Raw genomic sequence first — 21,977 nt, forward strand, 5'->3', positions numbered from 1 at the left:
TATTTTTGAGTGTTTTTACATTTTTAATGTCTGATATAATCACTCAGGTATTTAGTCGATTAAAATACTAGGTTATTTTAATCGCTCCTAGATGCGAGGGACTTTTTAGTAATTCTGTTACAAGGAGCAATCCAATGGGAAAATATAAAAAACTATGGGCGGCATTAGTTGTCGTCCTTACGGTAACATTTACCATATTAGGTTACATCGGCGTGGAAGTTTACCGTCAAGCGCCGCCTGTGCCTCAAGCTTATGTGTCGCAAACCGGTGAAACGGTGATGACAAAAGACGATATTCTTGCCGGTCAAACCGCCTGGCAGACAACCGGCGGTATGGAAGTGGGGTCACTGCTGGGGCACGGTGCATATCAAGCGCCGGACTGGACGGCAGATTGGCTTCACCGTGAATTGACCGCATGGTTGGATATCAGAGCGCAAGCGACATTTAATAAAAGTTATACGGAATTGGACCCAGCTACCCAGGCGGCGTTACAAGCCGTATTGCGCGATGAATACCGCCATCAAAGCAGGGTGAATAAAGACGGTAATGTGGTGTTATCCGAAACCCGTTTACAGGCTATCCGTCAAACCGCCGATTACTACATTAAATTGTACGGCGACGACCCATCAATGATTTCCAGCCGCGAATCATTTGCCATGAAAAATAATACGTTGCCGGATCCTGAAGCCCGTCAAAAATTATCGGACTTTTTCTTCTGGACGGCATGGGTGGCGTCAACCAATCGTCCCGATGCGGAAGCCACTTATACCAATAACTGGCCGCACGAACCCTTAATTCAAAATGTGCCAACCACAGAAAACATTATGTGGTCGCTGATTTCCATCATATGTTTAATTGCGGGAATCGGTTTCTTAATTTGGGCCTATTCTTTCTTACGTGATCATAATGAAACGGCACCGCAGGCACCGGCTGCGGATCCCTTGTCAAAACTCAATTTAACACCGTCGCAAAAAGCATTGGGAAAATACGTTTTCCTTACCTTGGCGCTATTTGTCGTGCAAGTGGGATTGGGCGGCGTACTGGCGCATTATACGGTGGAAGGACAAAAATTCTACGGTGTGGATATTTCGCAGCTGTTTCCTTATTCCTTGATCCGGACCTGGCACATTCAGTCCGCATTATTCTGGATTGCCACCGGCTTTTTGACCGCAGGTTTGTTCCTGGCGCCGATTATTAACGGTGGAAAAGATCCTAAATATCAAAAATTCGGTGTAAATTTTCTGTTCTTAGCTTTATTGATCGTAGTGGTCGGATCCTACAGCGGTAATTTCTTTGCATTGAGCCATCAAATTCCTGCGGAATTTAATTTCTGGTTTGGCCATCAAGGTTATGAATATTTAGATTTGGGACGTTTCTGGCAATTATTGTTATTTGTGGGTTTCCTGCTTTGGCTATGGTTAATGTTACGCTGTACGAGCCATTCCTTTAAGCAAGGCGGCGATAAGAACCTGCTTGCCATCTTTATCGCCTCCATTATCGGAGTCGGCTTATTCTACGGACCCGGTTTGTTCTACGGCGAACATTCCAGTATCACCGTTATGGAATATTGGCGTTGGTGGGTGGTACATTTGTGGGTTGAAGGCTTCTTCGAAGTATTTGCAACCTGCGCATTGGCATTCATTTTCTATAACTTGGGATTAGTCAGCTATCACAGTGCGACGGTTGCCTCATTAATGGCAGGGAGCTTATTTCTGGTTGGCGGCATACCGGGAACCGCTCACCATTTCTATTTTTCAGGCACCACTACGCCGGCGCTAGCGGCCGGAGCCGTATTCTCGGCATTGGAAGTCGTGCCGTTGGTATTGTTAGGAAGCGAAGCTTACGAACATTGGTCATACCAGCACAGAACCTCATGGATGCAGAAATTACGCTGGCCGTTAATGTGTTTCGTGGCGGTAGCATTCTGGAATATGTTAGGCGCGGGCGTATTCGGATTCTTAATTAATCCGCCGATTTCGTTATTCTATTTGCAGGGACTGAATACCACTGCGGTTCACGCACACGCCGCATTATTCGGCGTATACGGATTCCTGACATTAGGTTTCGTATTGCTAGTGGCGCGTTATTTAAAACCCGATTTCCAATTTAATGAAAAACTGATGAAAACGGGATTTTGGTCAATGAATATCGGATTAGTGCTGATGATTGCCATCAGCTTACTGCCAATCGGGTTATACCAGGTTTCCGCCAGTATTAGCGAAGGCTTATGGTATGCCCGCAGCGAAGGTTTCCTGCAGCAGGATTTTTTACAAACTCTGCGTTGGTTGCGAACTGTCGGCGATTTAATTTTAATCTTTGGGGCGGTGTTATTTGCTTACGAAGTGACGCGATTAACATTTAGTCGCAGAACATGAGATAACAAGTTGAAGCGTTAAGAATATAAATTTAATCGGAATAAATGCCAACGCGATAAATGATAAAAGTGCGGTAAAAATTTTTGGATTTTTGACCGCACTTTTTGTTTATTTATTCATGCAACATTTCTTATATTTTGCCGCTTCTTTTAATTGCTAATTGCGTTTTCAACTTGCGTTATTCCGTAAGGCAAGCATTTTTTAGATAATCGTCTTATTTTACTTCCAGACTTTCGCCAATCAGATAAAACTGCCCGCCCGCTACATAATGTAAGGTGCGCAGTTCGTTTGGCGCTTGCTCAAAAATCCAATGGGCATCTTTGAACACGCGATCATCGGCATAAGCGGCAAGCACTTTACCGATAAAGAGATCGTGATTTTGTTGGTTGTTTTCATCACGGATTAATTGGCAAATAATCCAGCCGGCACAGCCTTTTACCAGGGGTACGTCAAAGCCATCCGGATAGAAAATTTCCACATCGTCGATTTTATGGGGATTATTATGACGTGAGGTCGTACCAAGCTTGATGACCAGTTCCGCTTGATTTGCCACCGGGATTTGAATGGCAAATAAGCCGCTTTTTTCCACTAATCCTCGAGTGAATGCTTGCTTATCTAAAACGGTGGTGACTTTTGAAAGCGGTCCGTAATCCAATGCGCAGGACCAAGCCACGGACATAACATTTTCAATGTCTTCGGCTTTAGCGGAAACCAGCGTTGTGGCACCGATATTTAATAATCGGTAAGATTTTTCTACGGGAACAGAAACAATGGCCATATTTTCTCCTTTATATATTCGGTTTATCAGGCTAATAAAATACCAAGCATAAGGGCTTGGCATTTTTCATGGTTATTATTTAAAGTGTCTTGTTAACGACAGGCAGGAAAACAGCATAATTAAATAGCCGAATAATTCCGTCGTTTCTTCGATAATATTCTTAACGACGTGGGGATAATCATTATATAGAATAAATCTCCATAATCCGCCGTAGCCGATTAGGCGGGATGCCAGTAGAACGGTCAACAAGCCGATAATAAAACTGTGAAATTCTTTTTGTTTGGCAAATTGGGCTAATCCGTCAATAGTGGATTGGCGGTGCGTGAAGGCGTAAATAATGCAAACCAAAGCGGTAGTGATGGCAAAATACGCCCAACTGCCATGGCGGATAAGATTATCGAAAATTGCATCGGATTCACGAATCAGCATACACAGAAAAAAGCCCGTAATCAGTACAAAACCACCGCGCCATTGCGGCGAACGATAAGCATGACGGGAGAACATCAACGTTAATATGGTTAGGCTAAGGCTTTGCGTATATTCAACCAGCGATTCTTCTTCGATCATATTTTGCAAATAGAAAATGTCGGTATAAAGAATACCAATGGCTAAACCGATAGCCAGAGTAAAATAAAGAAAAGTAAAAAACGCATTGCGTATAATCGTTTTTTGCTCTTTAACGATTAAGTGAGACATAATGATATAAATTCCTTAGAGTTTCGAGTAAAAATTGAATCGGCGTTATTGCCGAGATGAAAATAAACAAGATAAACAGACTTTAATAAAATTGGAATCTAGTAGGAACATTATATCGCTTTTTACACAATATTTCTGATGTTTTGGGAAAATAACCGAAAATAGGGATATCTTTTATTGGATATCCCTATTTGAATTTTATTTTTTTGTCGTTAATACAGTCAAAATAAACAAAATTTTTATTATTTTGACCGCACTTTTAACTTTTATAGTTTTTCAACTAATTGCACCGCCGCACCGATATAGGTTGCCGGAGTTAGTTGTTGCAAACGGGCTTTTTCTTCCGCCGGAATATCAAGTTTTTCGATAAAATCATGCATTGCCTGTTCATCGACACGTTTTCCGCGGGTAAGCTCTTTTAATTTTTCATAAGGTTTTTCAATACCGTAACGGCGCATAACGGTTTGGATTGGTTCCGCCAATACTTCCCAGTTTTGGTTGAGCTCGTCACGTAAGTGTTGCTCATTTACTTCCAGTTTACTGATACCTTTACGTGTGGCCGCATAGGCAATCAAACAATAACCCAAACCGACTCCAAGATTACGTAATACGGTCGAGTCCGTTAAGTCGCGTTGCCAGCGGGAAACGGGTAGTTTTTGCGCCAAATGGCTCATCACCGCATTAGCTAAACCTAAGTTGCCTTCCGAGTTTTCAAAGTCGATAGGGTTTACTTTGTGAGGCATGGTCGAAGAACCGATTTCACCGGCGATAGTACGTTGTTTGAAGTGATTTAAAGCGATGTAACCCCATAAGTCACGGTCAAAATCAATAATAACGGTATTAAAACGCGCCACACAATCAAAGAACTCGGCGATATAATCATGAGGTTCGATTTGTGTGGTGTACGGGTTCCAGTTTACCCCTAATGAAGTGACAAATTCTTCACTGAATTGATGCCAATTTATTTCCGGGTAAGCGCTTAAATGGGCATTGTAGTTACCTACCGCACCGTTGATTTTGCCTAATACTTCAATTTGTTCCAATTGTTTATACTGGCGGCGCAAGCGGTAGGCGACGTTCGCCATTTCTTTACCGACGGTTGAAGGAGATGCCGGTTGGCCGTGAGTGCGTGATAATAATGGGATTTCTTTATATTCGTTCGCTAAACGGGTAATTTCGTCGATTAATTTTTGCCATTCCGGCAGAATCACTTCTTCACGGGCAGTTTTCAGCATTAATGCGTGAGAAAGGTTATTAATATCTTCGGAAGTACAGGCAAAGTGAATAAATTCGCTTACGGCGGCTAATTCAGGCAATGCCGCGGATTTCTCTTTTAAAAAATATTCAACGGCTTTTACGTCATGATTGGTAGTGCGTTCGATTTCTTTAATGCGTTCAGCATCTTCAATGGAAAAATTCGTGACGATTTGATTAAGGTAATCGTTTGCTTCTTGAGATAAAGAAGAAACTTCATTAATTTGTGCGGTTGCCGCCAATTTTTGTAACCAACGAACCTCCACGGTTACTCGGAATTTTAATAAACCGAATTCGCTGAAAATACCACGCAGCGCAGTAGTTTTGTCTTGATAGCGACCGTCGATAGGGGAAAGTGCGGTTAATGCGGAAAGTTGCATAAAATTGCTCCGTTTGTCGATTAAAGGGAAGAATAAATTTGTTTTGCCATATTAAAAATTTTACGGCGCGAGAAAAGTAGTTGCCATTTCGAACCGCCCACTTGCCGCCATAATAAAGCGGATCGAATGCCAGCCAGCAAACAGGCGCGGATACGGTGATGCATCGAAGTTTGCTGTAACACCTCAATAGAACCTTTGACTTGAATTTTGTTGCCCAGCGGGCTGATGATATCCACATATATACTGGCAAGATTCGCCAGCATTTGTTCGTCCAAAAGGTCGTAATGTTCTAATTGTGTCGGTAAATATCGAATTCGGCGGGCTAATTCGCTTTTCGCCTGAGCGTTTTTTTCCAATTTGCCCGAAAGCGCCAATAGGCTCAGCCAATAGCGGGTGATATCTTCGGTGCTGCCGTTCAACTGCTCCAATAATGTTTCCAAACCCAGTTTTAAATTACGTTCATGACCGCCATATACGGATAAAATATCTTTCGGCGTCGTTTGTAATAAGGTGTAGAGCGAAGTATTGAACGCTTCTTCGTCGGCTTTTCCTTCTAATGCAAACTGCTGCACTAATTTTGCCGATTGGCAAACGCCGGCAAGAGCTAAGGTGATGTCGTAATAATTGGTCGCCATGTTCGAGTAAAATAAAGCTGAAATCGGGTTGCTAATATAGCATTTTTTACCCGTATTTTAAAGCCGTATTAAAACGCTAGTTCAGCGGATAACCGAGAATGTTGCTGTTTTTCATTTCTGAAAAGTGCGGTCGTTTTTTTGCGATTTTTGACAGAAATATTCACAATTCTAAATAAATTTTTTAGAGAAATAATTTAGTTTTTGTTGCAACGTCCAGCCGGCTTTTTGCCAGAATAGGGTTGCCTTTTCATTGCTTTTAAAGGCGAGCAGGCGGCCTTTGCTTATACCTTTGGTTTTGAGCGCGGATTCTAAATGCTCGGCCAACGCGAAGCCGATACCTTGTTTTTGATAATCGGGATCCACCGCCGCATGGTAGAGGGTCGCTCGTCGGCCGTCGAAACCGCACATGATCACGCCTACGACCTTACCGTTTATTTCCGCAATATAGTTCAAATCGGGATTGAAGGCGAGAAAGGCGCTGATTGCCTCAAAATTATCATCCGCATCAGACATATCCATGCCTTCTATGCTTGTCCAAAGCCGATAAACCTGCTGATAATGTTCGGGTAGCATAGGCTTGATTTTAAATTGCATAAAAGATTTCCGTTACTTTTAAAACTCAAAGTGCGGTCGAAATTTTAAAAATTTCGACCGCACTTTAGGTTTATTGATTATTTAATTTGCGTTTCGATTACGCCGCCGCCAAGGCAAACTTCACCTTGATAAAATACCGCCGATTGACCCGGTGTCACGGCGATTTGCGGTTCATCAAAAATAACGCGGATGGTTTCGTCGTCAATAGGTTGGATTTCACAAGGAATATCCGTTTGGCGATAACGGGTCTTCACCGTGCAGCGCAGGTTTTCGCGGATGGGTTGACGATCGACCCAATGCAATTGCCGGGCGATTAAACCGGAGGAGAGCAGAGCCGAATTATCATGGCCTTGCGCCACAATAAGCACATTATTGACCAAATCTTTTTCCGCTACATAAAACGGGTTTTCATCCATACCTTTTATGCCGCCGATGCCTAAGCCTTTACGTTGCCCCAAAGTATAATACATTAGGCCGTCATGGCGACCGATGACTTTGCCGTCCACCGTGCGGATTTCACCCGGTTGCGCCGGTAAAAATCGGGCTAAGAAATCTTTGAATTTACGTTCGCCGATAAAGCAAATGCCGGTAGAATCCTTTTTCTTCGCGGTGATTAAACCAAGATCTTCGGCAATGGCGCGTACAATCGGTTTTTCAACGTCGCCCACCGGGAACAGACTTTGTCCCACTTGTTTGTGGCTTAAGGTGTAAAGAAAATAACTTTGATCCTTATTGCTGTCTAAACCGCGTAATAATCGGGCGTTTTCATCATCGCCGCGACGGCGTACATAATGCCCCGTAGCGATATAATCCGCACCGAGATCTTCCGCCGCATATTCCAGAAAGGCTTTAAATTTAATTTCTTTATTACACAAAATATCCGGGTTCGGCGTGCGCCCCGCTTTGTATTCCGCCAAAAAATGCTCAAATACGTTGTCCCAGTATTCGGCGGCAAAATTGATTTTATGCAGTTTCATGCCCAGCTTGTCGGCAACAGCCTGCGCATCGGCTAAATCCGCCGCTGCCGTGCAGTAATCCGTGTCGTCATCCTCTTCCCAGTTTTTCATAAACAGGCCTTCAACCTGATAGCCTTGTTGTTGAAGAATAAACGCCGAAACGGAGGAATCCACCCCGCCGGACATACCGACGATGACTTTTTTCTTGGCGTTTTCGGCAAGTTGTTCAGCACTGAGTTTTGGAAAATGTTGATCGTAAGTTCGCGAACTTAAATTTGTCAGTTTTTGCATAGTTCTCCCGTAACTTCGGTTAAGGCGAAGCACATTTGGTTTGTATGTTGATAAATAATAGAGGGCGTATTGAATACGCCCGATTAGCTGTATAGAACGTGCAATACGCGCTATAAATAGGTTAAATTATTTTACTTCGTAGAATTGCGGTTCTTTATTGAAGCGGTCTAATTCCGAGGCATCCGCTTCGCCTTTTGCCACTTTGTCTTTTAAGTTATCGCAGGGTTCTTCGCAATCGCACATTTTTTTCATGCCGAGTGCAGTGATACCGCCGCAGCTGCCTTTGATGGTTTTCTTTTTGATAATATAACCGATAGACATACCGAAAATAATTAAGATAAAAATGCCAAAAGTGATTAAAAATAATTTCATTATTACTTTCCTTCTTTGCTTGAGTTAAGCAGGTTTTTAAATGCTGAAGACATTTTAACATCAAACCCGCTTTCTGTTTTGACAATCAGATAAACCGGAATATTTTCCCGTTCGGCAACTTCCAGCGCTTTTTCTTCACCAAGTACAAATAAGCCGGTGGATAATCCGTCCGCGGTCATTGTACTTGGCGATAACACGGTGATTGAAGCTAATTTGTGCTGAATAGGTTTACCCGTTTGAGGATTAATTTCATGGGAAAAGCGCATTCCGTTTTCTTCAAAATAATTGCGGTAGTCTCCGGAAGTCGCCATAGCGAGATCTTTTAAGCCAAGAATATCCTGCACGGAACGGGAACCGTCGAAGTTCGGTTTTTCAATGGCAATTTGCCAGTCTTTCCCTTCAATATTTTTACCTTTTGCCCGGATTTCACCGCCAATTTCACTCATGTAGTTTTTCGCACCTATGCTTTCTACATAATCCGCCACTTGGTCAACACCGAATCCTTTGGCAATCGAAGATAGGTCAATATAGAGCTCGGGTACCGCTTTTGAAAGGGTGAATTTACCCGCTTGTTCCGTTAATGCTAATTTTTCAATGCCAACCCATGCGCGGCGTTCTTCTAATTGTGTCGCAGAAGGCTGTTTATCAATGCGTTTTTCAGGACCGAATCCCCATAGATTAACAAGCGGTCCTACCGTCACGTCTAATGCGCCTTCAGTGATTTTGTTTAAACGCACGGCTTCTTTGATTACCTTTGCTAAATCTGCTGAAATTTCAACAGGTTGATTAATTTCTTTATATTGGTTAAAACGGCTTAATTCCGAATTTGGAATGTAAGTGGACATTTTATCGTTAACATCTTTCAGAATGCTTTCAATTTGTTCCTGTGCCTGTTCGGCATTTTGAGTCAAACCACCGTCATCAATATATTTAATATGATAGGTCGTTCCCATGGTTTTGCCGCTAAGAGTAATTATTTCGGGATCTTTTTTACAGGCTGCAAGGGATATTGCCATTATCACAGCGCTAAGCCAGGTAAACGTTTGTTTTAGTTTCATAAAGTGCGGTCAAAATTTTAAAAGTTTTGAAAAATAGCAAATTAATGCCGGTTTAAAATAGTGAAAGCGGTCAGGTTTCTGACCGCTTTTTTATGGTTTAAGCATTAACCGCCGAAGTCATCCAATAGAATATTTTCGTGCTCAACGCCTAAGCTTTCCAGCATATTGATTACTGCCGCATTCATCACCGGAGGCCCGCACATATAGTATTCACAATCTTCAGGGGCTTCATGATTTTTCAAATAGTTTTCATAAAGCACGTTGTGAATAAAGCCTGTGTAGCCGTCCCAGTTATCTTCCGGAAGCGGATCCGAAAGGGCAACATGCCATGTGAAGTTATCATTTTCAGCTTGTAACTGATCGAAATCTTCCACATAGAACATTTCACGTTTAGAACGCGCGCCATACCAGAATGAGATTTTACGTTTACTGTGTAAGCGTTTTAACTGATCGAAAATATGCGAACGCATCGGCGCCATACCGGCACCGCCGCCGATAAATACCATTTCCGCATCGGTATCTTTCGCGAAGAATTCACCGAACGGACCGGAAATGGTTACTTTATCACCCGGTTTTAATGACCAGATATAAGAGGACATTTGACCCGGCGGAACATCCGGATTACGCGGAGGCGGCGTAGCGATACGCACGTTCAGCATAATAATGCCTTTCTCTTCCGGATATGAGGCCATGGAGTAAGCGCGAATAATATGTTCATCCACTTTTGAGACGTAACGCCATAGGTTAAATTTATCCCAGTCTTCATGATATTCTTCCGGAATATCGAAGTCTTTATAGTTAACCACATGCGGTTCTGCTTCAATTTGGATATAACCGCCCGCACGGAACGGCACTTCTTCGCCTTCAGGAATCGCCAGTTTCAGTTCTTTGATGAAAGTGGCTTTGTTGTCGTTGGAAATAACGGTACATTCCCATTTTTTCACGCCGAATACTTCTTCAGGAAGTTCAACATCCATTGAAGATTTCACGTTCACTTGACAAGATAAACGCCAACCTTCTTTCGCTTCTTTTTTCGAAATGTGAGAAAGCTCTGTCGGCAGAATTTCACCGCCGCCGGATTTCACTTTCACTTTACATTGACCGCATGAACCGCCGCCGCCGCAAGCTGAAGAAACGAAGATACCTTTACTTGCTAAAGCGCCTAATAATTTGCCGCCGGCAGGTAAAGTAATGGCTTTTTCAGGATCATTATTGATTGAAATGGTAATATCGCCGGAGTCAACCAGTTTAGATTTTGCAATCAAAATAACAACAGCTAACACTAATACGATAGCTGTGAATGCGCCAATACCGAAAATAAAATTGCTATCCACGATACGCTCCTTATAATTGAATGCCGGAGAATGACATGAAACCTAATGCCATTAGACCGACGGTGATAAAGGTGATCCCTAAACCGCGTAGGCCTGCCGGAACATCCGCATATTTCATTTTTTCCGTCAAACCGGCTAATGCCACAATCGCTAACATCCAGCCCGTACCTGCGCCGATACCATATACTACGGATTCCGGGAAATTATATTCACGTTGAACCATAAATGATACGCCACCGAAAATTGCACAGTTTACTGTGATTAACGGTAAGAAAATACCTAACGCTTCATAAAGTGACGGTACGAATTTATCCAGGAACATTTCTAGGATTTGTACTAATGCCGCAATAACGCCGATGAAAGTGATGAAGTTTAAGAAACTTAAATCCACACCTTCAATTAGTGCACCGTCTTTTAATATATGGGTATAAACCAGTTGGTTTACCGGTACTGAAATACCTAATACGACGATAACGGCAATACCTAAGCCGAATGCTGTTGAAACTTTCTTCGACACCGCGAGGAATGTACACATACCAAGGAAGAAAGAAAGCGCCATGTTCTCAATGAACACAGACTTTACAAATAGACTAATGTAATGTTCCATTGATTATTTCTCCACTTGTTCCGGTTTCCAGGTTCTAAGTCCCCAGATTACAAATCCGATGATAAAGAACGCACTTGGCGCCAATAGGAATAGACCGTTTGCCTGATACCAACCGCCGTTTTGTACGGTTTCCAATACGGTTACGCCGAATAATTTACCCGAACCGATAAGCTCACGTAAAAACGCGACGATTAATAGGATTGCACCGTAGCCTAAACCGTTACCGATACCGTCAACAAAACTTTCAACAGGGCCTGATTTCATAGCGAACGCTTCCGCACGACCCATTACGATACAGTTTGTAATGATAAGACCTACGAATACCGAAAGTTGTTTAGATAAGTCGTAAGCATAAGCGCGCAGAATTTGGTCAACCAAGATTACCAATGACGCAATGATTGCCATTTGTACGATGATACGAATGCTGTTTGGTACATAGTTACGGATACAAGAAATAAAGAAACTTGAAAAACCTGTAACAAAACTTACCGCAATAGCCATTACCACCGCAGTTTGTAACTGAGTAGTTACCGCCAATGCGGAACAAATACCAAGAATTTGTAACGCAATTGGGTTGTTATCGGCAATTGGTGATAACAATAATTTTTTAAGATTGCTGCCTGCCATTAGTTAGCTCCCTCTGCTTTAAATTTCGCTAAATACGGACCGAAACCCTGAGGTCCGAACCAGTATTTGAATGAGCCGTCAACACCGTTTGATGTTAAAGTTGCGCCGGATAATGCATCAATACCATGCTCTTTATTTGAAGAGGCATTTTTACCTACAACTAAAGCCACTTTGTTTTGAGCGTCAAATAATTTTTTGCCCACGAAGTTTTTTTGCCAGTTAGGATTAGCGATTTCACCGCCAAGACCGGCTGTTTCGCCCTGTTCATAGTAAGTGATACCGTTAATTGTATTTGCATCGGGTTGGACCGCAACAAAACCGTACATAATCGACCATAAGCCGTTACCGTACATTGGTAATACAACCTGTGTGGTATTTCCCGCTTCATCTTTTACCAAATAAACTTCAGCAAATTTTGACCGCACTTTTATACCCGCTTTATCATCCGCCGGAGCGATTGCTACGCGGGTTGCAGGATCTTTTGCAGATGCTTTAGCATCAAAGTTGGTAATACCATCAACGTAGTCACCGGTTGCTAAATCAACGATTTTCGGCTCGATGAATTTTGCGTAAGTTTGTTGAACATTGGTACCCTGTTGCATTAAACCGGCAGCCATTAAAATGTTCTTTTGTTTATCGAGCTGTTTTTGAATCTCTTGTGTTGGTTTTAATAACACCGCAGCACCAGCTACGATAAGAGAACAGACTAAGCTCAACAACACAACGACGGTTAAAGTACCGCCAACGCTATCTTTATTAAATTTAGCCATTATGCAGTTCTCGCTTTTCTACGTTTGATGTTGCCTTGAACGACCAAGTAGTCGAAAATCGGCGCGAATAAGTTAGCGAATAAAATTGCTAACATCATACCTTCCGGATAAGCTGGGTTTACGACACGGATAAGTACCGCCATGACACCGATTAACGCGCCATACCACCATTTACCTTTATTGGTGAATGAAGCGGATACGGGATCCGTTGCCATGAAGAACATACCGATTGCGAAACCGCCTAATACTAAGTGCCAGTACCAAGGCATTGCAAATAACGGGTTGCTTTCCGAACCGATTAAATTAAACAGGCTGGATGTAATGATCATACCAACCATTACGCCTGCAATAATCCGCCATGACGCAATACGTGCAAATACGATAATTGCCGCACCGATGATTAATGCAAGCGTTGATACTTCACCCATAGAACCCGGGATATTACCTAAGAAGGCATCCATCCAGGTGATAGGTTGGCCGCTTGCAACATGTTGTAATGCCGCTTCGCCGCCTTGCGCCCACTGTGAAAGAGCGGTCGCACCGGAGAAACCGTCAGTCGCTGTCCATACTAAGTCACCGGAAATCTGACCCGGATAAGCAAAGAACAGGAATGCACGACCGGCAAGAGCGGGGTTCATGAAGTTTTTACCTACGCCGCCGAATATTTCTTTAGCGACCACTAAGCCGAAAGAAATGCCGAGAGCCGCTTGCCATAAAGGTAGTGTCGGCGGAACAATTAACGCAAACAGAATGGTTGTTACGAAGAAACCTTCATTCACTTCATGACCGCGCACGATAGCAAATAATAATTCCCAGAACATCCCTACCGCGAATGCAACGATATAAATAGGTAAGAAGAATGTTGCACCTAACAACATTTTACTACCCCAGCCCGCAGCCGCTGTGAAATCTACGCCTAAAGCCTGAGCCAGTGCATAGTGCCAATCATTTGCAGCCAATGTATCAACGGACGTACCTAAACTTAACACCGCATTAATAGATTGGTGACCGACGTTGTACATGCCATAGAACAATGCCGGGAATAATGCTAACCACACGATGATCATCATTCGTTTTGAGTCGATGGCATCACGTACGTGAGTGGTTGACTGCGTTGCCGTACCCGGGGTGTAAAGCAAAGTATAAACCGATTCAAATAACGGATATAATTTTGCATATTTCCCACCGGGTAAAAACGCGGGTTCCATTTTTTCAAAAAGATTTTTTAAACCCATTTTTAACCTTCCTTCTCAATCTTGTCTAATGCTTGACGCAAGAATGAACCGTAATCGGCTTTACCCGGACAAACAAAGGTACAAAGTGCCAAGTCTTCTTCGTCTAACTCCAATGCGCCTAACGCTTGTGCTGAATCGGTGTCACCTACTTCTAGATCACGAAGTAATAAGGTTGGAAGAATATCTAACGGCATTACGCGCTCATAAGAACCTATTGGCACCATGGCACGGTGACCGCCGTTTTCTGCGGTAGTAAAATTAAACAATTTTCGACCGAAGTGACCTAATACGGTACGGGTGATTGAATATTTGTTTGCTTGAGGGCTAATCCAACCGAAGAATTCTTTTTCGGTATCTTCCGCAATCACAGAAACTTGTAATGCGTAACGACCTAAATAATCATGTGCGCCTTCAGCTTTCGCACCATAAAGTACCGAACCTGAAATTACACGGTTATTGCCGTCCGCCAGTTCGTTTGCAGTCAACTGAGAAAGGTTGGCGCCGATGTTTGTACGTACTAAGCGAGGGTTTTTAACCTGTGGACCGGCAAGGGCTACCACGCGATCGGTAAATAATTCGCCGGTGGTGAATAATTTACCGATGGCAATAACGTCTTGGTAATTGATATGCCATACGGATTTATTGATACCAACAGGATCGATAAAATGAATATGCGTACCCACAAGACCGGCCGGGTGAACACCGGCAAATTCATGGCTATCGACGTTATCAACTGAAGCGATATTGCTACCTGCCGCTTTACATAAATTCACTTTGTTATGTAAGCGCGTTAATACGGTTAAACCATTTGTGAAGTCTGCTTGGTATTCGTTAATAATCACTGCAGGATCTGCGCATAGCGGGTTAGTATCCATTGCATTAACGAAAATAGATGAAGGAACCGCATCTACTGCCGGAATTTTGCTTAATGGGCGTGTACGAAGTGCGGTCCATAAACCGGAAGTTTGTAAATTTTGGCGCACTTGTTCGGAGCTTAATGAAACTAGTTCTGCCGGTGAATATTTAGCGAAGGTTTCTTGATCGTTACCTTCCACTCGAATTACCACAGATTGTAATACTCGCTTAGCACCGCGATTGATCGCGGTTACAGTACCACTTGCGGGAGCGGTGAAAACAACGCCCGGATTCTTTTTGTCTTCAAAAAGAATTTGACCTTTTTTCACTGTATCGCCTTCATGAATTTTCATTGAAGGACGCATTCCCACATACTCTTCACCAAGCAAAGCAACTTCAGTGACGGCATTTCCGTCACGGATTACTTGTTCTGGCTTCCCATTGATTGGAAGATCCAAGCCTTTTTTAATCGTAATCATTTGTTTGCACTACTTTTTGTTGGATTAACAATATAGTTACAGCAAATTTCCAACTGAAAATATCGCTGCAACCTCGTCTTGAGTAATGATTTTTGAATGTCATGCTAATTTGTCAGTGACGCAAATCGGCAATAACAGTTCTCCAACCAAATAAAATTAAAACTCAAATTCGGGTAATTTACTGTTTTAAAAGAATATTTTTAAATATTATTTAATTTAAAACAATAAATATTAATTTTAGATAAAATCAAACGCCCTATTTTAACTAAAATAGGGAATCTTCGCCACTTAATGTGGCGCATTTTTAGTGGTTTTTTAATATAAAATAAACGATTGCGTAACGAAATAGATCAAAATCGCCGGGATTATTATTCTGCGTCAAGGCAATTTGTTGATTTTGGAATGATTTTTCCCAAGCTTTGCCATTCTTTCGGCGTATAGGTATGTAGCGCCAGTGCGTGGATGCCGTTTTCCAGATCTTGCGCGAGAAATTGATAAATCATACGATGGCGGACAACTTTCGGTTTTCCTTCAAATTCATCCGTCACTATAACCACTTTAAAATGGGATTCACCGCCCCGATCGGAACTATGCATATGGCTTTCATTTTCAATTTGAAGAAATAGCGGAGAAAATTGCCGGGTTAGGCGTTCAGTCAGTTCTTGTTGTTTAGACATAATAAGTTTCCTAAAAAATTAATCACAAAGGGAGTTAAAGGCTATACATTCCGGTTTAAGTTTGCAACAATAAAAGCGTATATTAATGCGAAGGCGTTTAATATAGAAAAACGGATTGTTATATGACCCGTCTAATTATACCGAATGCCTTAGTTTATCGTTTATCTCATAAAAGTTAAGGATGATCATGAAACTTTCCAACAAATTTTCTTTAGCGGCGCTTACCGTCGCAAGCGTATTGTTAGCGGCTTGCCAAGCGCCGAGTAGCGTATTGACTTTTGCCCCTCACGCGCCGAATACCACTTTAAACGTGAGTAACCAAAATGCGGTGGTTGCGGTGGTAACCAAAGACGAACGTAGCCAAAAACAGGTTTCCAGTTATGTTCGTGACGGAGCGCTATTCCCGCTAACGGCTTCACCTGAAGTGGATACCATTTTTCAACAGGTTATGCAGCAAAATTTAAATAGTAAAGGCTTCCGTTTGGGATCGGCGAATGCGGCAAATACACATATGTTGGTTTCGGTAAAGGATTTTTACGCCAAAGTGGAAGAGGGCAATTTGCGCCATAAGATTAATTCTAAAATTCAGCTGCAAATTCATGTTCAAGGCGTTAAAGGCAACTTTACTAAGAGCATTGGTACGACTCGTACGGATGAGGGCGCATTTACAGTGAGCAATGAAGATATTCAAAAAGCGCTGGATGCGGCATTGAAAGATGTAGTGAACGGCATTTATGCCGATCAGGATATCGGTAACGCAATTCGCCAATATTCAAACTAACAAGTTAATTAACTAAAAGGCACAAATATGGAGATTCAGACAATCTTTATTTGTGCCTTTTTATTGCCTGTTATTTCGTTAAGGTAAAAACCTGAGTCGGGAAAGTTGTATTATTGGCCTTAACCGTTAACGTATATTTTCCCTCCGGATCGCTTTCTTCAAATGCCCAACAGTTGTAATAAGTTTGGGTGATTGGATAGGTAAAGTTAAATATATGCGTTGTAGTATTTTCACTTATGTGTTCACCAAGGCTAAAGTTTGTATTTTTAGGTGAAGTTAAGGTAATGGTGATGTTCACATTTCCCGAGTCGGAACGGAAATTAGTTAATGTCCAGCAGAATTGTTTTGAGAGATCTTTCTTTGAAAAATGACGACCGTCTTTTTGCCAAATGCCGACAGGATCATTTGCCGCTTTTGCGCCGAACATAAATTCCGTTTTTGCATTTTCTTGTTGCTGTGCCGCTTGATTATTGGCGGCAAGAGCCGATGAGACGACTAAAAGTGCGGTAAGAAAAAGCGAAATTTTTTTCATAATTGATACCCTAATTGTTCAAAAATACAAATAAGTAAAAGGCTGTTAATCTTTCGACTAACAGCCTTTTTGAATTTGGCTCCTCCTGCTGGACTTGAACCAGCGACATACGGATTAACAGTCCGCCGTTCTACCGACTGAACTAAGGAGGAATTGGTGCCTCGAGGCGGAATCGAACCACCGACACGGGGATTTTCAATCCCCTGCTCTACCGACTGAGCTATCGAGGCGTTTAACGCTCGTTGCGTTAACACGGGGCGTATTAAACCGTTTTTTCCTAACTAAGTCAACACCTATTTTGAAAAAAATGTAATTTTTTGTTTGTTTGTCGGTTAAATGTGCAAAAAGTATAGAAAAGCAACAAATTATCTGCATTTTCAGTAAGATAATCAATATTAACACAGGAAATAATAATTTGATTTATTAGCGATATTATCTATTTTAAGGGAAAGAAATAAGAAAAAGTGCGGTCTTTTTTGTGCGATTTTTTTGATGACATAAAAAAGCACATTGGTTTTATCCAATGTGCTTTTACATTTTATTTATCTTGCCCGACGGTAACTTCGCTGCGCCTTATCTACTTTCAGCAGATAGTTTCTGGCCTGTGAAGACGGATGAACGGTTGTCAAAATACGATATACCTGTTCCGGCTGCATTCTGTTAATGATGTTAATGGCATATTCCTGATCGCTGTCAAATACCCGTAATACGGCGCCGGCGCCGCTGTTATAGGCGGATATCATGGCATAACGCATGGAAGTCGGATTGGTAATACCGGCGAGATATTCATTTTTAAGAATCCATAAATAAGACACGCCCGCATCAATATTATTTGCAGGATCAAATAAATAGCTCTTACTTGGTTGCCCTGAACGGCCTTTAAGTTTAAATATATCGCGACCTGCGGTATGCGGAACAACCTGCATTAAACCCATTGCGTTGGCATAACTAATCGCATAAGGGTTGAAACTGGATTCCGTTTGCATAATACCGAGAATCAGGCTTTCGTCAATACCGTAACGGCGTGACGCCTGACGCACCAACGATAAATATTTTCTTGCACGCACATTAACGTGGTTTGCAATCATCTGAATAGAAACAAATTGCACCGTGCGACCATTACTTAAACGACGGCTTTGCAATCTGTTTTGTAATAAATAACTGGCGAAGCTGTTGGCGACATCAATATTATTAATCTGACGTCCGAAATTATCCACCACCTGACCGACCAAGAACGGGCGCGAGCTTATCGGTACGTCGCCGGAGGCGAATAAATCAATACCTTTGGCGTCGGACCCCATTAATAATGTATGTACAATCGCACTGTGCAGGCGGTTGGCATCAGCCAGGGTTTCAATGGTAATCTGACCTTCTTCAAAACTGATATGGCTACGTGTGTAATAACTATCCGTATATTTTACGTAATCTTTACGGCTTGCCACTAAAAGTTCATTAACGCCCCAAATTTGGTCAATATTTTGTGAGAATTGCCCCGTGAGCAAATCTAACCCGTTAGTATCTTTTGCAAAGGCGTCATCGTAATTACCGGAACGATCCGACGAACAGGCGTATAAAAAAGGAATTAAGAGTAAGACAAGAAATTTTTTTAGCTTCATTACTTTTATCAATTAGTTGCTTGAGGAATATATCCTTCAATATGAACATCTTTACCTTCAAATAAGAAATTAACCATTTCTTGTTCCAGTAATTTTCTATGATCCGCATTCATCATATTTAATTTTTTTTCGTTAACCAGCATGGTTTGTTTTTTCATCCATTCGCCCCATGCCTGCTTACTTATATTGTCGAAAATTCGTTTCCCAAGCTCTCCGGGATAAAGCTGGAAATCCAGCCCTTCGGCTTCTTGTTTTAAATATTCACAGAATACGGTTCTTGACATAATGCTGTCCTTTTTGAAATTCGGTTAATAAATTTTTTACAGGCGTCGCCAATCCGATTTGATCGGGATTCTCGGGATCATACCAATAATTAATTGTACTTGATATAGTAGATTTATAATCTGCGCCATTTTCTTCAATTTTTTTCCAATCGGAACGGTTTTCATCGCGTTCCGTTTGCCTGTATTGTGCATAAATAGGGAAAATATCAAGGTGAAAATGACTGAACGTATGGCGGAACGCGCTCCATTCCTGATATTCCCTAATACCTAATTGTTGCAAATATTGTAATAAGGTTGATTTATCTTTAAATTGCGGGAAACAATACAACCCGCCCCAAATTCCCGATTGTTCGCGTTGTTCCAGGGCAACTTTGCCGTTTTGCGCCAGAATTAAAAAATAGCTTTCGCGTTCGGGTAACTGTTTCTTCGGTTTTTTTGCCGGATATTTTTCCCAGGAATTCGTTAAAGTTGCACCGCACTTTTTGCTTAACGGACAAAGTCCGCACTTAGGTTTTGTGCGCGTACAAACCATGGCGCCCAAGTCCATCATTGCCTGATTAAAATCCGCCGCGCGCTCTGTCGGGGTTACCTCGGCACTGAGCCGCCATAAGCGGTTTTCTGTTTTTTTCTCGCCCGCCCAGCCTTCAACGGTGAAATAGCGGGACAATACGCGTTTTACATTGCCGTCTAAAATCGGGTAGGGCGCATTTAATACCGAAGACAAAATAGCGCCTGCGGTGCTTCTTCCTACGCCGGTTAAATCCCAGACTTGTTGAAAATCCGTCGGGAATTCTCCCCCATATTGATCCCGAACGGTTTGTGCCGCTTTATGTAGATTTCTTGCCCGCGCGTAATAACCTAATCCCGTCCATAAATGCAATACCTCGTCCAAGGGTGCATCGGCAAGTGCGTTAATAGTCGGGAAGGCGTCGATAAAGCGCTCGAAATAGGGAATTACTGTGCTAACCTGGGTCTGTTGCAGCATTACTTCAGACAACCAAACCTGATAAAAAGTTTTATTTTTTTGCCAAGGCAGATTTTTTCTGCCGTATTTATCGTACCAGCATAAAACCGAGCGGGCAAAAGGCGCTTGAATAGATGATTGAGCCAACATAAAAACAAAATAAAAAGTAAAAAAGCAAGGGGAAAGTGTATCATGCGAGGGTTTTTTATTAAATGCTAAAAATTAATTAAAAAATTACCGCACTTTAGCTTATAATCCACCCTCAAATAAATTTGAGGAACAATATGTCTGAACAAAAAATAACGTTTGCCGATCAGAAACGTAAAACCGTGGAGACGGCGGAATTTACCGAAGACGGTCGCTATAAACGTAAAGTTCGCAGCTTTGTTTTGCGTACCGGGCGATTAAGTGAATTTCAGCGCAATATGATGAATGATAATTGGGCTGATTTCGGGCTTGAGCATCAAAATAACTATTTCGATTTTGCTGAAATTTACGGCAATACCAATCCGGTTATTCTTGAGATTGGTTTCGGTATGGGTAAATCTTTAGTTGAAATGGCGGAACAAAATCCCGAGCGCAATTATTTGGGAATTGAAGTGCATACGCCCGGTGTTGGTGCCTGCATCGCTTATGCGGTGGAAAAACAGGTGAAAAATTTGCGGGTTATTTGCCATGATGCTACGGAAATTCTGCAGGATTGTATTGCGGATGATAGCTTGAGCGGTTTGCAGCTGTTTTTCCCGGATCCTTGGCATAAGTCCAAACATCATAAACGCCGTATTGTGCAACCGAATTTTGTGGATAATGTAATGCAAAAGCTACAACAAAGCGGTTTTATCCACATGGCGACAGACTGGGAAAATTATGCCGAGCAAATGCTGGATGTGTTAAGCCAATCGAAAGCCTTAACTAATACTTCAAAAACCAATGATTTTATCCCTCGTCCGGATTTCCGTCCATTGACCAAATTCGAACAGCGCGGTCATCGTTTAGGCCACGGCGTGTGGGATTTATATTTTGTTAAAAATTAAGAATTAATCAACGACCATAGGAGAAATAATATGGCTATCAAACGTAATCAAAGACAACGTAAAAAAATGCACCTTGCCGAATTCCAGGAATTAGGTTTCTTAGTAAATTGGCAATTTGCAGAAAATACGGCAATTGAACAAGTGGACGAGGTTGTTGATCGTTTTATTCACGATGTTATTCAGCCAAACGGTTTGGCTTATGAAGGCAGCGGTTATTTGCAATGGGAAGGTTTAGTTTGTTTGGAAAAATTAGGCAAATGTGACGAAAGCCACCGTGAGTTAGTAAAAAACTGGTTGGAATCCAACGGGTTACAACAAGTAGAAGTCAGCGCATTATTCGATATCTGGTGGGATTACCCTGTAAAAGAAGCGTAATTTCACGGCATTTGCAAGCCGCCTTAGTCTAAGGCGGCTTTTTTTCTTATAAGTCTGTCGACAAATCTTGACGAAAAGCCGTTTACGGCGTAGTATGCGCAGCGATTTAGTAATAAGAGGACACACACTTTGGACAGCCACAGTCGATGCCGATTGGAATCTTTCATCTAAATCTCGCCATTACTTATCGGCGAGATTTTCGTGGATAAGTATCAACTTACTTTATATGGTATCTTTTTTACCACATAACATCAAAATTTCGTTTATTAGTTGTAATCGCCGATGCGATTGTTCATCCCTTCGGGGGCGCTGGCTAAGCCAACGTTCGAAAAACTTTGTTTTTTGTGACCGCACTTTGATGTTATTGGTGTTCAATTTGTTCATTGCGTTGTTCATAACCATAGGCAGAACCTAGGGA

The 21,977-nt window shown here is 42.1% G+C and carries 23 protein-coding genes and 2 tRNA genes; 4 read left to right on the top strand and 21 right to left on the bottom strand.

Annotated features, from left to right (window positions below; genetic code table 11):
* Positions 1 to 134: 134 nt before the first annotated feature.
* Positions 135 to 2,375 (top strand): nitric-oxide reductase large subunit, encoded by a 2,241-nt coding sequence (locus A4G13_RS09970; RefSeq protein WP_090654109.1) that lies wholly within the window; start codon positions 135 to 137, stop codon positions 2,373 to 2,375.
* A 214-nt stretch (positions 2,376 to 2,589) separates the two neighbouring features.
* Here A4G13_RS09970 and A4G13_RS09975 read toward each other — a convergent pair whose 3' ends face one another.
* The 15 genes from A4G13_RS09975 to A4G13_RS10045 all read right to left on the bottom strand — a co-directional run bounded on the left by A4G13_RS09975 (position 2,590) and on the right by A4G13_RS10045 (position 15,973).
* On the bottom strand, positions 2,590 to 3,153 hold the full coding sequence (locus A4G13_RS09975; RefSeq protein ID WP_090654107.1) for a flavin reductase family protein: 564 nt from the start codon (positions 3,151 to 3,153) through the stop codon (positions 2,590 to 2,592).
* Positions 3,154 to 3,228: 75 nt separating this feature from the next.
* Positions 3,229 to 3,849 (bottom strand): hypothetical protein, encoded by a 621-nt coding sequence (locus tag A4G13_RS09980; protein WP_090654105.1) that lies wholly within the window; start codon positions 3,847 to 3,849, stop codon positions 3,229 to 3,231.
* A 266-nt stretch (positions 3,850 to 4,115) separates the two neighbouring features.
* Positions 4,116 to 5,483, bottom strand: a complete 1,368-nt coding sequence (gene purB, locus A4G13_RS09985) for an adenylosuccinate lyase (protein WP_090654103.1) — start codon at positions 5,481 to 5,483, stop codon at positions 4,116 to 4,118.
* Between the two features lie 20 nt (positions 5,484 to 5,503).
* Positions 5,504 to 6,118, bottom strand: a complete 615-nt coding sequence (gene hflD, locus A4G13_RS09990) for a high frequency lysogenization protein HflD (protein WP_090654101.1) — start codon at positions 6,116 to 6,118, stop codon at positions 5,504 to 5,506.
* 168 nt (positions 6,119 to 6,286) lie between these two features.
* The gene (locus tag A4G13_RS09995; RefSeq protein ID WP_090654100.1) at positions 6,287 to 6,712 is read right to left on the bottom strand and encodes a GNAT family N-acetyltransferase; all 426 of its coding nucleotides are present in this window, start codon (positions 6,710 to 6,712) and stop codon (positions 6,287 to 6,289) included.
* 77 nt (positions 6,713 to 6,789) lie between these two features.
* Complete coding sequence (gene mnmA / locus A4G13_RS10000; RefSeq protein WP_090654098.1) at positions 6,790 to 7,959, bottom strand: tRNA 2-thiouridine(34) synthase MnmA; 1,170 nt, start codon at positions 7,957 to 7,959, stop codon at positions 6,790 to 6,792.
* A 126-nt stretch (positions 7,960 to 8,085) separates the two neighbouring features.
* Positions 8,086 to 8,331 carry a (Na+)-NQR maturation NqrM gene (nqrM, locus tag A4G13_RS10005; protein ID WP_011199484.1) on the bottom strand — a complete coding sequence of 82 codons (246 nt, stop codon included), beginning with the start codon at positions 8,329 to 8,331 and terminating at the stop codon, positions 8,086 to 8,088.
* Positions 8,332 to 8,333: 2 nt separating this feature from the next.
* Positions 8,334 to 9,389: an FAD:protein FMN transferase gene (locus A4G13_RS10010; RefSeq protein WP_090654096.1), complete on the bottom strand. Its 1,056-nt coding sequence runs from the start codon at positions 9,387 to 9,389 to the stop codon at positions 8,334 to 8,336.
* A gap of 104 nt (positions 9,390 to 9,493) precedes the next feature.
* Positions 9,494 to 10,723, bottom strand: a complete 1,230-nt coding sequence (gene nqrF / locus A4G13_RS10015; RefSeq protein WP_090654094.1) for an NADH:ubiquinone reductase (Na(+)-transporting) subunit F — start codon at positions 10,721 to 10,723, stop codon at positions 9,494 to 9,496.
* 10 nt (positions 10,724 to 10,733) lie between these two features.
* Positions 10,734 to 11,330, bottom strand: coding sequence for an NADH:ubiquinone reductase (Na(+)-transporting) subunit E (gene nqrE, locus A4G13_RS10020; RefSeq protein ID WP_011199487.1), 597 nt, complete (start codon positions 11,328 to 11,330; stop codon positions 10,734 to 10,736).
* A gap of 3 nt (positions 11,331 to 11,333) precedes the next feature.
* A complete protein-coding gene (locus A4G13_RS10025) occupies positions 11,334 to 11,957 on the bottom strand; it encodes an NADH:ubiquinone reductase (Na(+)-transporting) subunit D (protein ID WP_011199488.1) in 624 nt (207 codons plus the stop codon).
* Positions 11,957 to 12,727: a Na(+)-translocating NADH-quinone reductase subunit C gene (locus tag A4G13_RS10030; RefSeq protein WP_011199489.1), complete on the bottom strand. Its 771-nt coding sequence runs from the start codon at positions 12,725 to 12,727 to the stop codon at positions 11,957 to 11,959. Before A4G13_RS10030 ends, A4G13_RS10025 begins: the two co-directional genes overlap by 1 nt.
* Complete coding sequence (locus A4G13_RS10035; RefSeq protein ID WP_090654092.1) at positions 12,727 to 13,962, bottom strand: NADH:ubiquinone reductase (Na(+)-transporting) subunit B; 1,236 nt, start codon at positions 13,960 to 13,962, stop codon at positions 12,727 to 12,729. Before A4G13_RS10035 ends, A4G13_RS10030 begins: the two co-directional genes overlap by 1 nt.
* Positions 13,963 to 13,964: 2 nt before the next feature.
* Entirely contained in the window at positions 13,965 to 15,296 is a 1,332-nt protein-coding gene (locus A4G13_RS10040) for a Na(+)-translocating NADH-quinone reductase subunit A (protein ID WP_090654090.1), read from the bottom strand.
* Between the two features lie 368 nt (positions 15,297 to 15,664).
* A complete protein-coding gene (locus A4G13_RS10045) occupies positions 15,665 to 15,973 on the bottom strand; it encodes a BolA family protein (RefSeq protein WP_090654088.1) in 309 nt (102 codons plus the stop codon).
* 187 nt (positions 15,974 to 16,160) lie between these two features.
* Between A4G13_RS10045 and A4G13_RS10050 the strand changes: the two genes are divergently transcribed.
* Positions 16,161 to 16,754, top strand: coding sequence for a YajG family lipoprotein (locus tag A4G13_RS10050; protein WP_041639490.1), 594 nt, complete (start codon positions 16,161 to 16,163; stop codon positions 16,752 to 16,754).
* A gap of 70 nt (positions 16,755 to 16,824) precedes the next feature.
* Here A4G13_RS10050 and A4G13_RS10055 read toward each other — a convergent pair whose 3' ends face one another.
* The 6 genes from A4G13_RS10055 to mutY form a co-directional block, all read right to left on the bottom strand.
* Entirely contained in the window at positions 16,825 to 17,286 is a 462-nt protein-coding gene (locus A4G13_RS10055; RefSeq protein WP_090654086.1) for a hypothetical protein, read from the bottom strand.
* A gap of 76 nt (positions 17,287 to 17,362) precedes the next feature.
* Positions 17,363 to 17,438: transfer RNA gene (locus A4G13_RS10060), tRNA-Asn, on the bottom strand.
* 2 nt (positions 17,439 to 17,440) lie between these two features.
* Positions 17,441 to 17,516 (bottom strand) — tRNA-Phe (locus tag A4G13_RS10065).
* 312 nt (positions 17,517 to 17,828) lie between these two features.
* Complete coding sequence (mltC, locus tag A4G13_RS10070; protein ID WP_041639491.1) at positions 17,829 to 18,902, bottom strand: membrane-bound lytic murein transglycosylase MltC; 1,074 nt, start codon at positions 18,900 to 18,902, stop codon at positions 17,829 to 17,831.
* 8 nt (positions 18,903 to 18,910) lie between these two features.
* Positions 18,911 to 19,186 (bottom strand): oxidative damage protection protein, encoded by a 276-nt coding sequence (locus tag A4G13_RS10075; RefSeq protein WP_090654084.1) that lies wholly within the window; start codon positions 19,184 to 19,186, stop codon positions 18,911 to 18,913.
* Complete coding sequence (gene mutY / locus A4G13_RS10080) at positions 19,164 to 20,300, bottom strand: A/G-specific adenine glycosylase (RefSeq protein ID WP_090654082.1); 1,137 nt, start codon at positions 20,298 to 20,300, stop codon at positions 19,164 to 19,166. The genes A4G13_RS10075 and mutY overlap by 23 nt, the downstream gene beginning before the upstream one ends.
* Positions 20,301 to 20,434: 134 nt before the next feature.
* Between mutY and trmB the strand changes: the two genes are divergently transcribed.
* Positions 20,435 to 21,184, top strand: coding sequence for a tRNA (guanosine(46)-N7)-methyltransferase TrmB (trmB, locus tag A4G13_RS10085; RefSeq protein WP_090654081.1), 750 nt, complete (start codon positions 20,435 to 20,437; stop codon positions 21,182 to 21,184).
* A 30-nt stretch (positions 21,185 to 21,214) separates the two neighbouring features.
* Positions 21,215 to 21,559: a YggL family protein gene (locus tag A4G13_RS10090; protein WP_090654079.1), complete on the top strand. Its 345-nt coding sequence runs from the start codon at positions 21,215 to 21,217 to the stop codon at positions 21,557 to 21,559.
* The last annotated feature ends 418 nt before the right edge of the window (positions 21,560 to 21,977 follow it).

Origin of the sequence: Basfia succiniciproducens (assembly GCF_011455875.1) — a bacterium.
Taxonomy (GTDB): Bacteria; Pseudomonadota; Gammaproteobacteria; order Enterobacterales; family Pasteurellaceae; genus Basfia; species Basfia succiniciproducens.

Bases quoted from the DNA above. Each gene is read 5' to 3' on its own strand.
- A4G13_RS10090 (WP_090654079.1), top strand. From the start codon at position 21,215: ATGGCTATCAAACGTAATCAAAGACAACGTAAAAAAATGCACCTTGCC.
- A4G13_RS09995 (WP_090654100.1), bottom strand. From the start codon at position 6,712: ATGCAATTTAAAATCAAGCCTATGCTACCCGAACATTATCAGCAGGTT.
- nqrE (WP_011199487.1), bottom strand. From the start codon at position 11,330: ATGGAACATTACATTAGTCTATTTGTAAAGTCTGTGTTCATTGAGAAC.
- A4G13_RS10025 (WP_011199488.1), bottom strand. From the start codon at position 11,957: ATGGCAGGCAGCAATCTTAAAAAATTATTGTTATCACCAATTGCCGAT.
- A4G13_RS10030 (WP_011199489.1), bottom strand. From the start codon at position 12,727: ATGGCTAAATTTAATAAAGATAGCGTTGGCGGTACTTTAACCGTCGTT.
- A4G13_RS10075 (WP_090654084.1), bottom strand. From the start codon at position 19,186: ATGTCAAGAACCGTATTCTGTGAATATTTAAAACAAGAAGCCGAAGGG.
- A4G13_RS09975 (WP_090654107.1), bottom strand. From the start codon at position 3,153: ATGGCCATTGTTTCTGTTCCCGTAGAAAAATCTTACCGATTATTAAAT.
- A4G13_RS10045 (WP_090654088.1), bottom strand. From the start codon at position 15,973: ATGTCTAAACAACAAGAACTGACTGAACGCCTAACCCGGCAATTTTCT.
- A4G13_RS10050 (WP_041639490.1), top strand. From the start codon at position 16,161: ATGAAACTTTCCAACAAATTTTCTTTAGCGGCGCTTACCGTCGCAAGC.
- mutY (WP_090654082.1), bottom strand. From the start codon at position 20,300: ATGTTGGCTCAATCATCTATTCAAGCGCCTTTTGCCCGCTCGGTTTTA.
- mnmA (WP_090654098.1), bottom strand. From the start codon at position 7,959: ATGCAAAAACTGACAAATTTAAGTTCGCGAACTTACGATCAACATTTT.
- mltC (WP_041639491.1), bottom strand. From the start codon at position 18,902: ATGAAGCTAAAAAAATTTCTTGTCTTACTCTTAATTCCTTTTTTATAC.
- nqrM (WP_011199484.1), bottom strand. From the start codon at position 8,331: ATGAAATTATTTTTAATCACTTTTGGCATTTTTATCTTAATTATTTTC.
- A4G13_RS10055 (WP_090654086.1), bottom strand. From the start codon at position 17,286: ATGAAAAAAATTTCGCTTTTTCTTACCGCACTTTTAGTCGTCTCATCG.
- A4G13_RS10040 (WP_090654090.1), bottom strand. From the start codon at position 15,296: ATGATTACGATTAAAAAAGGCTTGGATCTTCCAATCAATGGGAAGCCA.
- purB (WP_090654103.1), bottom strand. From the start codon at position 5,483: ATGCAACTTTCCGCATTAACCGCACTTTCCCCTATCGACGGTCGCTAT.
- A4G13_RS09970 (WP_090654109.1), top strand. From the start codon at position 135: ATGGGAAAATATAAAAAACTATGGGCGGCATTAGTTGTCGTCCTTACG.
- A4G13_RS10035 (WP_090654092.1), bottom strand. From the start codon at position 13,962: ATGGGTTTAAAAAATCTTTTTGAAAAAATGGAACCCGCGTTTTTACCC.
- hflD (WP_090654101.1), bottom strand. From the start codon at position 6,118: ATGGCGACCAATTATTACGACATCACCTTAGCTCTTGCCGGCGTTTGC.
- trmB (WP_090654081.1), top strand. From the start codon at position 20,435: ATGTCTGAACAAAAAATAACGTTTGCCGATCAGAAACGTAAAACCGTG.
- A4G13_RS10010 (WP_090654096.1), bottom strand. From the start codon at position 9,389: ATGAAACTAAAACAAACGTTTACCTGGCTTAGCGCTGTGATAATGGCA.
- A4G13_RS09980 (WP_090654105.1), bottom strand. From the start codon at position 3,849: ATGTCTCACTTAATCGTTAAAGAGCAAAAAACGATTATACGCAATGCG.